Annotated in this window: 14 protein-coding genes; 4 read left to right on the plus strand and 10 right to left on the minus strand. The window is 57.3% G+C overall.

Annotated elements, in window-relative coordinates:
• Nucleotides 1-17: 17 nt before the first annotated feature.
• From FE795_RS01095 to FE795_RS01115, 5 genes are all read right to left on the minus strand, one after another.
• The gene (locus FE795_RS01095) at nt 18-1,301 is read right to left on the minus strand and encodes a TRAP transporter large permease (protein WP_003804816.1); all 1,284 of its coding nucleotides are present in this window, start codon (nt 1,299-1,301) and stop codon (nt 18-20) included.
• On the minus strand, nt 1,298-1,918 hold the full coding sequence (locus FE795_RS01100; RefSeq protein WP_003804814.1) for a TRAP transporter small permease subunit: 621 nt from the start codon (nt 1,916-1,918) through the stop codon (nt 1,298-1,300). The genes FE795_RS01095 and FE795_RS01100 overlap by 4 nt, the downstream gene beginning before the upstream one ends.
• A gap of 90 nt (nt 1,919-2,008) precedes the next feature.
• The gene (locus FE795_RS01105) at nt 2,009-3,055 is read right to left on the minus strand and encodes a TRAP transporter substrate-binding protein (RefSeq protein WP_003804813.1); all 1,047 of its coding nucleotides are present in this window, start codon (nt 3,053-3,055) and stop codon (nt 2,009-2,011) included.
• A gap of 112 nt (nt 3,056-3,167) precedes the next feature.
• Nucleotides 3,168-3,971, minus strand: coding sequence for a putative hydro-lyase (locus FE795_RS01110; RefSeq protein ID WP_219235454.1), 804 nt, complete (start codon nt 3,969-3,971; stop codon nt 3,168-3,170).
• 98 nt (nt 3,972-4,069) lie between these two features.
• Nucleotides 4,070-4,969: a LysR family transcriptional regulator gene (locus FE795_RS01115; RefSeq protein WP_059318350.1), complete on the minus strand. Its 900-nt coding sequence runs from the start codon at nt 4,967-4,969 to the stop codon at nt 4,070-4,072.
• A 124-nt stretch (nt 4,970-5,093) separates the two neighbouring features.
• On the opposite strand from FE795_RS01115, the gene waaC reads away from it, so the two are divergent.
• Both waaC and FE795_RS01125 read left to right on the plus strand, forming a co-directional pair.
• Entirely contained in the window at nt 5,094-6,095 is a 1,002-nt protein-coding gene (gene waaC / locus FE795_RS01120; protein ID WP_039944030.1) for a lipopolysaccharide heptosyltransferase I, read from the plus strand.
• A gap of 182 nt (nt 6,096-6,277) precedes the next feature.
• A complete protein-coding gene (locus tag FE795_RS01125) occupies nt 6,278-7,603 on the plus strand; it encodes a 3-deoxy-D-manno-octulosonic acid transferase (RefSeq protein ID WP_003804804.1) in 1,326 nt (441 codons plus the stop codon).
• Nucleotides 7,604-7,760: 157 nt separating this feature from the next.
• On the opposite strand, the gene FE795_RS01130 is transcribed toward FE795_RS01125, so the two are convergent.
• From FE795_RS01130 to FE795_RS01150, 5 genes are all read right to left on the minus strand, one after another.
• Complete coding sequence (locus FE795_RS01130; protein ID WP_026483779.1) at nt 7,761-7,970, minus strand: cold-shock protein; 210 nt, start codon at nt 7,968-7,970, stop codon at nt 7,761-7,763.
• 254 nt (nt 7,971-8,224) lie between these two features.
• On the minus strand, nt 8,225-9,055 hold the full coding sequence (gene galU, locus FE795_RS01135; protein ID WP_003804800.1) for a UTP--glucose-1-phosphate uridylyltransferase GalU: 831 nt from the start codon (nt 9,053-9,055) through the stop codon (nt 8,225-8,227).
• A gap of 18 nt (nt 9,056-9,073) precedes the next feature.
• Entirely contained in the window at nt 9,074-9,250 is a 177-nt protein-coding gene (locus FE795_RS01140) for a hypothetical protein (protein WP_003804797.1), read from the minus strand.
• A 141-nt stretch (nt 9,251-9,391) separates the two neighbouring features.
• Nucleotides 9,392-10,228 carry a type III pantothenate kinase gene (locus FE795_RS01145; protein ID WP_003804793.1) on the minus strand — a complete coding sequence of 279 codons (837 nt, stop codon included), beginning with the start codon at nt 10,226-10,228 and terminating at the stop codon, nt 9,392-9,394.
• 38 nt (nt 10,229-10,266) lie between these two features.
• Nucleotides 10,267-11,136, minus strand: coding sequence for a biotin--[acetyl-CoA-carboxylase] ligase (locus FE795_RS01150; RefSeq protein WP_003804791.1), 870 nt, complete (start codon nt 11,134-11,136; stop codon nt 10,267-10,269).
• A 57-nt stretch (nt 11,137-11,193) separates the two neighbouring features.
• Between FE795_RS01150 and FE795_RS01155 the strand changes: the two genes are divergently transcribed.
• Together FE795_RS01155 and FE795_RS01160 are read left to right on the plus strand one after the other, a co-directional pair.
• On the plus strand, nt 11,194-11,844 hold the full coding sequence (locus FE795_RS01155; protein WP_039944040.1) for an alpha/beta hydrolase: 651 nt from the start codon (nt 11,194-11,196) through the stop codon (nt 11,842-11,844).
• Nucleotides 11,845-11,969: 125 nt separating this feature from the next.
• On the plus strand, nt 11,970-13,199 hold the full coding sequence (locus FE795_RS01160; RefSeq protein WP_207307392.1) for a D-alanyl-D-alanine carboxypeptidase family protein: 1,230 nt from the start codon (nt 11,970-11,972) through the stop codon (nt 13,197-13,199).
• Nucleotides 13,200-13,216: the final 17 nt, after the last annotated feature.

Below are 13,216 nucleotides of genomic sequence, written 5' to 3' on the forward strand. Positions count from 1 at the left end.
TTAAAGACAGATTGGGATTAACCGAACAGGCGTGGCAGCCACAAAGCCAGATCCGGGAAGATAGCCAGCAGGCCCACCATGGCCAGCAACATGATCACAAAAGGCAGGCTGCCCAGCATCACGTCGTTCATGCTGCCGCTCTTGCGCAGGCTCTGGACCACAAACAGGTTCAGACCAACAGGAGGGGTGATGAGCGCCACTTCCACCAGAATGATGATGGCAATACCCAGCCAAACCGGGTCAAAGCCCAGAGCGATCATGATGGGAGCCACGATAGGGATAGTCGTGATCATCATGGACAGGGTTTCCATGAAGCAGCCCAGCACCAGGTAGAACACCACGATGATCATCAGCATCACCATGGGCGAGACACCCAGCCCGGTGATGGCGTCAGTCAGCGCGTTGGTCAGGCCCGTGGCGGACATGACAAAGTTCAGGAAAGCCGAACCGATCACGATCAGCATGATCATGGCCGTGGCTTTCATGGTGCCTTCCAGCACTTCCTTGATCATGGTCCAGCTCATGCGGCCCGAGAAGGCAGCCAGAATCAAGGCGCCGACCACACCCAGGGCAGCAGCCTCGGTCGGGGTGGCAACACCGGCGTAAATCGAGCCTACGACCAGCAAGAAAATACCCAGGGGTGGAACCAGATGCACCAGGCTGGCAAAACGCTGACCCCAGCTAGCCTTGATCTTGGTGCCGCCCCATTTAGGCTTGACCATGCACGCGGCAGCGATTGCCAGCATGAACAGCAGGGCCATGCCCAAACCGGGGATGATGCCGGCCAGATACAGCTTGGGCACGGAGGTATTGGTCAGCACGCCGTAGATCACCAGGTTGATCGAAGGCGGAATCAGAATGCCCAAGGTACCGCCTGCGGCCAGGCTGCCCAGGAACAGGGGCTCGTTATAGCCTTGTTTCTTGATCTGCGGCAGGGCCACGGTGCCCACGGTGGCGGCAGTGGCCACGCTGGAACCGGAAGTGGCGGCAAACAGGGCGCTGGCCCCGATATTGGCGTGCATCAGGCCGCCTGGCAGCCAGGACAGCCACAGGCTCATGGCGTTGTACATGCGTTCGGCCATACCGGAGCGCAGCAGGATCTCGCCCAGCATGATGAACAGGGGAATGGCCACCAGCAGGAATTCGTTGCTGGTGCCCCAGGAAATCTCACCCAGGGCGCCAGTGAGCGGCAACATGGAATACAGCGGGTCCAGAATCAGGCCCAAAACACCCAGGGCAGCGCCCACGGGAATGCTCAATCCGATCAGAACGAGCAAGAGAGTCAGTGCGGTGGTAATCATTTGGCGTCTCCTTGCACCATGCGTTTGCCAGCCTCGGCTTCTTCGGACGCTTCTTCCTGGGTGCTGCGGATGCCGCACAGGGACCGGATACCGGCCAGGTCACCCGTAATCAGGGCCAGGCTGGAGCGCAGCAGCATCAGGGCCAAAACGACACACAGCCAGATCAGACCGCCCACCCACAGGAACTGCGGAATCCACAAGGGAGTGCCCATGGCGGTGTTGGCAGTGGACTGGTTGGTCCAGGACAGGCCGGCCACGTCAGTGGCGTACAAGGTCAGGTAGACAATGAAAACAGACAGGGCCACCAGAGCAATCCAGTCCAGCAAGGCGGCCAGACGGACCGGCAGGTGCTGGTAGATGGCGTCGATACGGATATTGGCCCGTTGCAGGGTGGCAAAAGATAGTGCCCAGGAAATGCTGATGGCAAAGGCGTAGCCAGATAGCTCATCCGAGCCGCCCAGAGAGCTGCCACTGAATTTGCGAAACAGAACGTCCGCGGTGATATAGAGGGCGCTGATCAATGTCAGGCTGCCTGCGAACCAGATGGCGATGCGCGACAGGGTCGTGGCACCGGACAGCAAGCGGTTCAGCATGGCGAATTTTTCGGTATTTTCCATGGTGTCTACCCCGTACAGGGTCTAGGAGGGAGGGGCCTGAAGGACAGGCGGCCTGCCACCGCAGGATGGGTGGCAGGCGGTACGTACAGATTACTTCTTGGCTTCAAAGCCCAAGATCGGGCTCAGGCTGGCGTTGAAGGCAGCCACGGTGTCAGCGGAGCTACGCTCGGCCCATTTGGGCACCACGGTTTCGCTCATGACTTTCTTCAGCAGTTCGCGGTCGGCGTCGGTTGGCTTGACCAGCGTCATCTTGCCTTTGACGGGCTGGGTACACGCATCGGAGCCGGTATTGCAGTCATAACCTTCCTGGGTTTCCTTGGCAGCGGCAGCCCAGATGTCTTGCGTCATGGCCTTGATGTTGCTGGCCAGGAACTCCTGGACTTTGGGGTCCAGCTTGTTCCAGGTTCCCAGGTTGGCTGCGTGAATCTGCTGGTTCCAGTTGATTGGCATTTCATACAGCTTGGAGCTGACTTCGTACCATTTGGCCGAGTAGCCGGACATGGAGCCGGTAATCGCGCAGTCAACCACGCCGTTTTGCAGGGCAGGAACGACTTCACCAAATGGGATGGTGACGCTGTTGCCACCCAGAGCCTGGACAAATTCAGCCTGGGTGCGGCTGCTGGTGCGCACTTTCTTGCCTTTCAGGTCGCTCAGGCCATTGAAGTTGCCATTGCAAAACAGGACCTGGGCAGGGTAGGTCGAGAAGCCCAGTACCTTGACGTTGCTCTTGGCATAGAAATCTTCGTAGGCAGGCGTGAACGCGTCGGTCAGTTTTTTGGCCACTTCGATATCGGGTGCCAGACCGGCCAGGTCGATGGCTTCGTTAATCGAGTTGTCGCTGGCGAAGTAAGCCAGGGTGGCGGTACCGAAAGGAATCACGCCCTGGCTGATCAGGCGCATGATTTCAGGACCTTTCAGGCCCATGTCGTTGAAACCTTTGATATCGGCAGTGATCTGGCCACCGGACAGCTCAGGCACCTTTTTGGTCCAGAAGGGCTGCTCGGTATTCTGGTAGGCGGTCAGATTGCTCAAGCCACCGACTACTTTCAGGGAGGTCTTGGGCAGTTCCTGGGCCATGGCGGCAGAGCCCAGGGCCAGCGAGCCTAAAGCCAGGGAGGTCAGTACGATTTTTTTCATAAGGTGCTCCTAATAGCGGTCCAGCTGTATGGTTGATAGAGTGCGCCCCCCTTTTGGGCAGGGGGCTGCATATTGAAACCAGAGGGGTGACCGGACAGTGCCGGTCCAATTTTTAAAGCGCGGCCAGCCGTGTGTTTGGCAAGTCGGTAATCAACATATGGCCAGGGGCATGCGTGATGCAAAACTGCGGCTTGGCCTGGGCGGCGACGGCTTGGGGAGTAACGCCGCAGGCCCAGAAAACGGGTAATTCGTCAGGACCGACTGGCACAGCATCACCATAGTCGGGCTTTTGCAGGTCGCTGATTCCGATCAGGGACGGATCGCCAATATGTACCGGAGCGCCGTGTACCGATGGAAAGCGCGAGGTGATCTGAATGGCGCGGATGGCATCGGCAGCACGCATGGGCCGCATCGATACTACCAGCGGGCCGGACAGGCGCGTCGTACCTTGAGTCTGGATGGAGCTGCGATACATGGGCACGTTCACCCCCGCACTGATGTGGCGCACATCAATTCCGTCGGCCAGCAGGGCCTCTTCAAACGAAAAGGAGCAGCCGATCAGAAAGGACACCAGATCCTCGCGCCAGACATCGGTAATGCTCAGTGGCTCGGCTCCGAGCTCGCCATTTTGCCAGATGCGGTAACGGGGGAAGTCCGTGCGCAGATCAATCGTGCCACCCAGGGTCGGGACCTGAAATTGACCGGGTTCGGTCACGGCCAACAACGGGCAGGGCTTGGGGTTGCGCTGACAAAACAGCAAAAACTCGTCGGCCCACTCTTTGGGAAGAATCATCAGGTTGGCCTGCACATAGCCTGCGGCCAGTCCTGCAGTGGGACCAGTATGGATTTGTTGACGGATCAGCTCGCGCCACTTCTGGGCCTCGGGCGCTAGCACAGGCAGGGTTTGCAGGTTCATGATGACCACTCGCACAAAGGGGGTTGATCACAGCCTCGGATTGCAACCGATCAGATAATTTGTGTCCAATCGTATGTTTGAATCCTAGGCCATAACGATTACTTATCGGTCTGCACGTATTGTTGGGCGATTTCTTGTGCGTGATTGGCGACGACGCGAGCAATATGACTGTCGGGCGAGTCCATCCAGCAGGCAAAAAATTCGATGTCCGGAAGGGACTGATCGACCTTCAAAAGTCGCAGTTTTCCCTCGGAAAGCTCGTCTTTTATGACCGCTGGGGCCAGCACGCTGGGGCCCATGGCATGACGTGTCATTTGCACGATGGTGCTCAGGGATGCACTGCCAAAAATACGGGGTGATTTGACGCCGGCACGCAGCAATGCTTCGCGTGTGGCCAGGTACGGAACGCTCCCGGACGGATAGGTGATTACAGGGTAAACCCCTAGCTCGGAAACGCTGATTTTGCGGCCGTGCAGCTTCAGGGTCGGGCTGGCGACCCAGCCCAACTGATACGCACATAAGCGGATGCATTGTTCTTTAGGGTCTTGGCCAACGCCCACAATCATGGCCATATCAATCTGGAAACTGGCCAGTTGCTGGCGCAGCACGCTCGTGGTGTCGACGTGGATCTCGATGACCAGGGCCGGGTACTCCTGGTGCAGCTTGTCGATCAGCTCATGTAGCCAGGTCTGCACAATGGTTTCAGCCACCCCTAGGCGTAGCAGCCCGCGGATGGCATTTTGTTCTTTGGCAGCGCGCAGCATTTCGGTGCGCAGATCCAGCATGCGCTGTGCATGTGACAGTAGCTCCTGGCCTTTGTCTGTCAGTTTGATGCCCCGGGCGCCCCGATCAAACAAACGCAGTTCCAGACTGGATTCCAGTCCGGCGATGCGCTGAGAAATAGATGGTTGGGTCGTGTTGAGCTTTTCGGCAGCCGCCCGGAAACCGCCAAGTTCGGCAACCCATACAAAGGCTTCGATCTGTTTGAGATCAATCATGCTTCCGGTCCTGAAAATAGGCAGTTCTATTATGCCTGATGGCGGTTGCGGCACAGAACAAGAGCAGATGGATATTTTTATGCATCTTTGATGGATTGGACGCGGCCACCACTATAATTCGCCCATGACTTGCAAGATATTGATTGTGCGTACGTCCTCATTGGGAGATCTGGTTCATATGTTGCCAGCAATCTCGGACATTGCACGCCATGTGCCCGGTGCACAAATTGACTGGCTTGTAGAAGAGAGCTTTGCCCAGATTCCGGGCTGGCATCCGGCGGTAAACGACGTCATTCCCGTGGCGCATCGGCGCTGGCGCAAGCAATGGTGGTCTGCCCAGACGCGTCAGGAGCGCGCTGCCTTGCGTGAGCAACTGCAATCGCGCCAGTACGATGTTGTCCTCGATATGCAGGCCCTGATGAAATCCATTTGGCTGGTCAGGCAGACCAAGGGGCGCCGACATGGCTTGGATTGGAAGTCGGCCCGGGAACCGCTTGCCTCGCTTTTCTATGATGTGCGCCATCGAGTCGCCTTCTGGCAGCCTGCCGTGCTTCGTCAGAGAACATTGGCAGCCTCCGCCTTTGGCTACCAGTTTGACGGAGCGCCGGATTTCGGTTTGCAGGCTCTGGCGGCGCAGGCCCCCAAGGACGGTGATCCCTATGCCATCATCATGCCCTCGGCCAGTCGCGACGATAAGCTGTGGGACCCCGAGAACTGGCAACAGGTGTTCGATCGCCTCCAGGAGGAGGGGATGGCTTTGCGCCTGCTGGCTGGCAGCCCTGCCGAGTCCGAACGTGCCCAAACGCTGATTGCTGGCCGCAGCCAGGCCCAGGTCATGCCACGTATGGAGCTGACGCCGATCGCCTTGCAATTGGCCGGGGCGCAAATCATGGTGGGGCTGGACAGTGGCCTGACGCATTTGTCGGCCGGTTTGGGACGCCCCACGATCGGTATCTATAAAGCCTCCACACCTGTGCGCACGCCTTTGGAAGGTTCGGCTTATACCGCCAGTCTGGGAGAGCGAGGTCATCCTCCCTCCGCGGAAACGGTACTCTGTGCCATCGATCAGGCGTTGGGACGTACGACCGCGCCCCAGGGCGCTTTGCTGGATACGCAAAAAAACTAGTTTGACCTGGATGGCCAATTCGTTTTTTGAGAGCCGGCTTTGTGCTTACAATACGCGGTGCCAAAGGGTCTGCGGCCCTGTTTGAGGGCAGGTTTTTCTGCCTCGCACCGTTTTCTGTAGTTTTTCGGTAGCACCCCAAGCCGGGTCGGGTGGTTGCTGATTTCATAACGAGGCCAAAACGGGTGAACCGATTCTTTTATACCGCCTCCATACACATTCTGGCTCCAGCCTTGATGGCCTGGATGGGTCTGCGTGCTCGTCGCGCCGGTGGGCAATGGCAAGTGTTGTCAGGCCCCCGTTTTGGTTTTTACGGTTCTGCGCCCACCCTTGAAAAAGCGCCTGTATGGGTGCATGCGGTCAGCCTGGGTGAAACACGGGCCGCGCAGCCCTTGATCCGGGCCTTGCTCGATCAGGGTGAAACGGTCCTGCTGACCCACATGACCGTGACGGGCCGCGAAGAAGGGGCAAACGCGTTTGCGGCTGAAATTGCCAGCGGGCAGTTGGTGCAGCAATGGTTGCCTTATGACTTCCCCGGCTCGGTACGGCGCTTCTTTGCCCACTACCGGCCGTGTGCCGGTGTGCTGATCGAACGCGAGGTGTGGCCCAATCTGCTGGCCGCTGCGCGTCGGCAGGGCGTTCCCATGATGCTGGCCAGTGCTCGCTTTTCAGAAAGCGCCCTGCGCACCAGCCTGAAAGCTGGCTCAGTCATGCGCGAGGCATATCGATCTTTTCAGCTGATTTACGCGCAGAGCCTGGCTGATGCCCAGCGTCTGGAGCTGGCTGGGGCCCAAGGGGTCCGGGTATCGGGAAACCTGAAGTTTGACGTCGTATTGCCGCAGGAGAAAATTGCGCGTGGTCGAGGTTTTGCCAGTGACCTGGGCCGCCGCGTGGTGGTCATTGCCAGTACGCGCGAGACCGAGCATATGGATTTTATTGATGCGATCGCGCATTATTTGCGTCGTGAGCGTAAACAGGGCAGCGAGTTGCACAGTCCCGTTCTGTTTGTCGTGGTGCCGCGACATCCTGAACGCTTTGACGAGGCTGCCGACTACTTGAATCAACGGGGGCTGCGCGCAGTGCGTCGCAGTGAACTGTTGAAACAGGGCGATACCAGCACCAGTGCGGTTGAGGCGTGTCGCGAGGTCGACGTGCTGCTGGGCGATACGCTGGGCGAAATGCACTGGTACTACGGCATGGCCCGGGTGGCGATTGTCGCGGGCAGTTTTCAACCTTTGGGTGGTCAAAACTTTATTGAAGCCTGCGCAGTGGGGGTGCCTGTCATTGTGGGGCCTCATACGCATAATTTTGCCCAGGCCATGCAAGATGCCATGCAGGCGGGTGCCGCCATTCGGGCCAGTACCCCCGCCCTGGCTTTGCAGCAGGCGGTAGAGCTGGTGGATGATCCCGCGCGCCATCACAAAATGGCAGATGCAGGCTTACATTGGGTTCAGATGCATGAGGGCGCAGTGCAACGCGTACTTTCGGGACTGGCTCAGATTCGCGATTAAATACCGGCTTGCTTATTAGCTAATAAGTATTCGGTTTTGACTGGCGCTGGAGTTTGTGGCGATTTGTAGACAGCTTGACTTGATCTGGATCAAGTTGAATAAAAAAAGCCCGCATGACGCGGGCTTTTTTGAGTTCTAAAAACTGATCGAGATCGATTTACAGTTTTTGGATGCTCTTAGCTTGTGGGCCCTTTTGGCCTTCGGCCGACACGTACGAAACGCGCTGGTTTTCTTCCAAGGATTTAAAGCCTGTGCCCAAGATGTCGGAATGGTGAACGAAAAGATCTTTGCCACCGTTGTCGGGGGAGATAAAGCCGTAGCCTTTTTCGTTATTGAACCATTTCACGATACCGGTTTCTGTTTGCATTTCCTGCATTCCCTAAAAATGACGAGCAATCTGCTCAAAAAAGATTGTCAAGATGTAAAAATCAGGGCAATGAGTATTAGAAACAATACCGTATTGAACAAACTTCGACGAACTTGAAATCCTGCACTGCCAATCGTAGGGGGTATTTAGCCTGTAAGTCAAGCTAAATCGCCCTTTGCGTGGTTTTTCAGGCAGTGTTTGAACAACAATTACAACCAAGCTTGTTATGCGTGCGGACCCCTCTGCGCCCCTCGTTAAAGTCCGTGGTATTTACGACCAAATTCAAGCGTAGCATGAAAGAATCCTGATTTGCTACCACAGTCGTAACGTGTGCCTTCATATTCATAGGCATATACCGCACGACTTTTCAAAAGGCTGGCAATTCCGTCCGTTAATTGAATCTCTCCACCCACCCCTGCTTGAGTGCGTCGCAGGTGGTCAAAGATTTCCGGTTCCAATACATAACGGCCCACAACGGCTTGCGTAGAAGGAGCCACTTCCGGTGCTGGTTTTTCAACGATTCCATTAAGTCGGGTGGCTTTGGAATCGATTAAGTCGCCGGAAACTATTCCATATTTATTTGTTTCATTTTTATTTACATTTTGAGTGGCAACAATACTGCCATTGTATTGATGGGCCGCTTCAACCAGTTGTCGTGATACCGGGGTATTGGCGTCGATCAGGTCGTCCGCCAGCAGAACCAGGAAGGGTTCGTTGCCCACAATGGGTGCGGCGCACAGAACCGCATGTCCCAGACCCAGCGCGCGCGGCTGGCGGGTATATATACAGCTGACATGGCTGGGAATAATATTTTGGACCGCATCCAGCAGTTCCAGCTTGTTTTTGCCGGCCAGTTCCTGTTCCAGCTCTGGGATGCTGTCAAAGTGATCTTCAATGGCCCGCTTATTGCGGCCGGTGATGAAGATCAATTCGGTGACCCCGGCGGCAATGGCTTCCTCGACCGCATACTGAATGAGGGGTTTGTCGACGATTGGCAACATTTCCTTGGGCATGGCCTTGGTGGCAGGCAGAAAACGTGTGCCTAGACCGGCGACGGGGAAAACAGCTTTGCGTATAGGTTTCATAGTGTCGGCAATCGAGGATCAAGGGGAAGCGGGCGCCGGATGGGCCGGGGTTCCAAGTTGAATGGCATCTTGATTGCGCTGCGAGAACTGACGAGGCTCGCGGCCTTGCTCACTGGGGGGCGTGCCAAAAAAGCCTTGTCCAAAGGCCAGCAGGGCGACGTTCGCCACCAGGATCAGTATGAAAAGCAGTCGCATCGTCGATGCCCGGAAAAAAAAATACAGTTCAGCCCGGCATTGTAAGGGCAGGGCAGTTTAAGTTCATCCGTTTTAATGCCAAACGTATCCAGGGGTCACGCGGGTGAACGTGGGCCATCCCGTCGCGGCCTTTCAAGCCGTTCAATTTCGGCAGGCAAAAAGGGCCAGCCCGCGCAAGGCAGGGGTATCCAGCTCATAGAGGGTCGGCGGTGCGATCGCTATCAAGCGGCAGTGGTGATGGAGCTGTTCGGACAATTCCTGCTGTGCCAATGCCCGGCCGCCTCCGGCCAGAAAGATCAGAGGGCTGTGCCCCAGATGCTGGCGTCCCTTTTCCCATTGGCGCAACACCGCACCAGCTTGCGCGGCTGCAACGCCCGTGCTGATTGCCGACTGTGTGTTGCGTGGAAAAGCGGCGGTTTGCCCGTGTGCCTGCGGCAACTGTGCCGTATTTTGCTTGAGGGAGGCCAGCATCAGGCTGGGGCCCGGCAGAATGGAGCCGCCCAGAAAATGGCGTATTCCGTTTTGCGCGGGGCCTAGAAGATCGATGGTTGTGGCAGTCCCAAAGCTGATCAGTAAAGCGCCCTGCTCGTCAGGGTGTTCCTGGGCCAGCAAGTCGCTCAGGCCCAGCAAAGCGGCCCAGCGGTCTGCACCTAATTGACTGGCTTGCTCATAATCGTTGTGCAGGCCAAAAACCTGTTCCTGGGCCTGTAGCCAGCGCACGGGGCCCAAACCCAGACGGCGTACCGCGGCATCAATCTGCGCCTGAACCTGGGGGCCTGCCACATTCACGCCGAGTGCCTGCACGCCTTTTTGGTTGGCAAACGTCTGCAGCGGAGCGTGAGCGGCTTCCAGCCAGCTTGCCAACTGATCCAGCTGGTCCGCATGCAGGCTTACCGCCTGGTCCTCGCGCACGCCGGTTAAAGGATGACACCACCCCAGTTTGATGCGGGTATTGCCAGAATCGATAAGCAGGGTCATACCGGGTCGTCAGAGCTAAAAGAATGCCAGTATAGCGATCAACGTTGGGCGCGAACGGAAACTTCGCCTACGGTAACCGCACGTTCCGAGCCATCGGGGTGGCGCAACAGCAGTTGCCCGGAGGTGTTGATGCCCGTCACGATGCCGGTATGCAGGATGTGGCCATTGTCGATGATATGGACTTGTTGCCCAATAAGGGCATCGACCTGTGCATAACGAGCGGGCAAGTCAGCAAAGCCATGGGCCGTGACATGATTCAGGCTCAGATACAGACTCTGGGCAACCTTGGCAACGATATCCGAGCAACGCGTCAGCGAAGCCTGGCGCGACTGTTCGGCAATGCTGGTCCAGTCGGCAACAGCTCGCTGGGTGTTCAGGCTAAGGGTGGCGGCTTCACGCAGATTCAATCCAATGCCGATAATCACCACATGATGGTCGTTGGAGCTGGGGGCGGCGCTAGCTCGGGTGGCCTCGACCAGGATGCCGGATAGTTTGGCTTGATCCCACAGCACATCATTGGGCCATTTCATGGCCAGTCGATTGCGCAGCGCAGGCTCCAGAAACTGGCGAAGTGCCTCGGTCGTGGCCAGGCCGGACAACGGCGAGAGTGTGGGCAGTTGGCGTGCGGGTAAAAAAATGTCGAAGGCACAGGAAAACATCAGGTTGGCGCCTACGCTGTTTTCCCAGGTGCGTCCCGCCCGCCCGCGGCCACGGCTTTGCAGATGCGCGCCCAATAACCAGGGACGTACTCGCGGGCCTGCCTCTTGGCGAGCCAGGGCGAGCAGATCCGCGTTTGTCGATTCGGTCGAGTCTACCCAGCGGATCTGAGGAAAATGAGGCAGGCGCGTGCGCAGCTCCGCCACTATGTCGCGAGGGCTGGGTAAGGTGAATGCAGAAGAGGTATTCATGACAATCCGGTACACTGGATGAGTTAAACGTAATCTTATGTGATATTTGATCTGAGCATGTCTGAACGCGTAGATACCATCCAGTTTTCCGGCCAGGCCGGGGTGATTGACTGTGCTCTGGATTGGCCAGCCGGCGAGCCCAAGGGTTGGGCCTTGCTGCTGCATCCTCACCCCTTGCATGGGGGAGCCCGCAATAACAAAGTCGTGACTACCCTGTCGCGCAGTGCTACTCAGCATGGCTTGCTGGCGGTACGCCCTGATTTCCGTGGTGTGGGCAAGTCCGCCGGGGAGTTTGATAGCAGCCGTGGAGAGACGGCCGACATGCTGGCCTTGATCGAGCAGTTTCCGGCTCATTTCCCACAGTGGAACTCAGGCCCATTCATGCTGGCTGGCTTTTCGTTTGGCACCGCTGTCGCCGCCCAGGTCTATGCCAGCCTGAAAGATGCCCAGGCACCCTTGCCTCCTGTATTCATCTTGACGGGCACGGCCGTCAATCGCTTTCGTTTCCGGGAAGTCAGTCCTCCTGCCGATACCCTGTTGGTGCACGGGGAAACCGACGATGTTGTTCCCTTGTCCGAGGGCATGGACTTTGCGCGCGAGCACCAGTTGCCCATGGTCGTATTACCTGAGGCTGGGCATTTTTTTCATGGCAAGCTGATTCAGTTGCGCGAACTGATTAGCCGACATTTGGCTGCGTTTGGAACCTAAGTCGGATTTTGCTTTCAAATCGTTGCGTTTTCCTGCTCAGACTCAGGGGTCCTGCCCCTCACAGGCCCATATGGCTCTGCCATAATGGGCTCTTTCCGCCACTGTCAAAGCAATCGATTTTTTCCATGACTTCTATTCAAAAATTTGCATCTCCAGTCCTTTCTCGTTGTGTGGTGGCCCTTGCCTTGGCACTGCCTATGGTGGCACAGGCACAGACGCAAACACCGGCTCCAGCCGAATCCACGCAAGTGCTCGGCGCCCAGACGCCTGCCTTGCCGGGTGACTTGTCTGTGGTGCCTGCACCCAGTCTGACAGCGCGTGCCTGGTTGTCCATGGACGTCAATAGTGGACAGATCATCGCGGCAGAAGGACTCAATGAACAGGTGGAGCCTGCTTCCCTGACCAAGCTGATGACAGCCTATCTGGTCTTTGATGCCTTGGAGACAGGCCGCCTGAAGCTGGACCAGAACGTCGTGATCTCTGACAAGGCCTGGCGTACCGAAGGCTCGCGCATGTTTGTCAAAGTCAATTCGCAAGTGTCGGTGAACGATCTGCTGCAAGGTGTGATCGTGCAGTCGGGTAACGATGCCTCGGTGGCGTTGGCCGAAGCCGTTGCGGGTAGCGAAGGCGCCTTTGCCGCCCTGATGAACGAAGAGGCGGCCAAACTGGGTTTGACCGCGACACATTTCAAGAACTCCACCGGCTTGCCTGATCCCGAGCACCTGACATCGGTGCGCGATCTGGGTGTGTTGTCCGCAGCGCTGGTCGCCCGCTTTCCCCAGTACCTGCATTACTACAGCCAAAAAGAATACACCTACAACAACATCAAGCAGCCCAACCGCAACCGTCTGCTTTGGCTGGACAATACGGTGGATGGACTAAAAACCGGCCATACCCAGTCAGCGGGTTACTGCCTGGTGTCTACGGCCCTGCGTGATGGCCGCCGTGTCGTCTCGGTGGTCGTGGGGACGGCCAACGATGCAGCTCGTACAGAAAATAGTCTGAAGCTGTTGAACTGGAGCTTCCAGAACTTTGAAACGGTCAAGCTGTACGACGCCAATAACCCGGCGGTCACCGCCCGCGTGTGGGAAGGCGAAGTCGAGAACGTAGGTTTGGGTACAGCCCAGCCCTTGTGGCTGACGGTTCCTCGTGGCAAGTCCTCGGAAATCAAACCGGTTGCCAACTACACCCAGCCCTTGCTGGCCCCGTTGAGCAAGGGAGACAAGGTCGGTACACTGACTTTGTCCCTGGATGGCAAGGTATTGGCTGAGCAGCCTTTGCTGGTGCTGGAAGATGTGCCCGAGGCAGGTTTTTTCGGACGTATGGCCGACAAAGTGCGCTTGATGTTTGAGTAACCCTTTGGTGCGAGACT

Source organism: Alcaligenes ammonioxydans (assembly GCF_019343455.1).
GTDB classification, from domain to species: Bacteria; Pseudomonadota; Gammaproteobacteria; order Burkholderiales; family Burkholderiaceae_B; genus Alcaligenes; species Alcaligenes ammonioxydans.

Bases quoted from the DNA above. Each gene is read 5' to 3' on its own strand.
- FE795_RS01095 (WP_003804816.1), bottom strand. From the start codon at position 1,301: ATGATTACCACCGCACTGACTCTCTTGCTCGTTCTGATCGGATTGAGC.
- FE795_RS01100 (WP_003804814.1), bottom strand. From the start codon at position 1,918: ATGGAAAATACCGAAAAATTCGCCATGCTGAACCGCTTGCTGTCCGGT.
- FE795_RS01105 (WP_003804813.1), bottom strand. From the start codon at position 3,055: ATGAAAAAAATCGTACTGACCTCCCTGGCTTTAGGCTCGCTGGCCCTG.
- FE795_RS01110 (WP_219235454.1), bottom strand. From the start codon at position 3,971: ATGAACCTGCAAACCCTGCCTGTGCTAGCGCCCGAGGCCCAGAAGTGG.
- FE795_RS01115 (WP_059318350.1), bottom strand. From the start codon at position 4,969: ATGATTGATCTCAAACAGATCGAAGCCTTTGTATGGGTTGCCGAACTT.
- waaC (WP_039944030.1), top strand. From the start codon at position 5,094: ATGACTTGCAAGATATTGATTGTGCGTACGTCCTCATTGGGAGATCTG.
- FE795_RS01130 (WP_026483779.1), bottom strand. From the start codon at position 7,970: ATGCAAACAGAAACCGGTATCGTGAAATGGTTCAATAACGAAAAAGGC.
- galU (WP_003804800.1), bottom strand. From the start codon at position 9,055: ATGAAACCTATACGCAAAGCTGTTTTCCCCGTCGCCGGTCTAGGCACA.
- FE795_RS01140 (WP_003804797.1), bottom strand. From the start codon at position 9,250: ATGCGACTGCTTTTCATACTGATCCTGGTGGCGAACGTCGCCCTGCTG.
- FE795_RS01145 (WP_003804793.1), bottom strand. From the start codon at position 10,228: ATGACCCTGCTTATCGATTCTGGCAATACCCGCATCAAACTGGGGTGG.
- FE795_RS01150 (WP_003804791.1), bottom strand. From the start codon at position 11,136: ATGAATACCTCTTCTGCATTCACCTTACCCAGCCCTCGCGACATAGTG.
- FE795_RS01155 (WP_039944040.1), top strand. From the start codon at position 11,194: ATGTCTGAACGCGTAGATACCATCCAGTTTTCCGGCCAGGCCGGGGTG.
- FE795_RS01160 (WP_207307392.1), top strand. From the start codon at position 11,970: ATGACTTCTATTCAAAAATTTGCATCTCCAGTCCTTTCTCGTTGTGTG.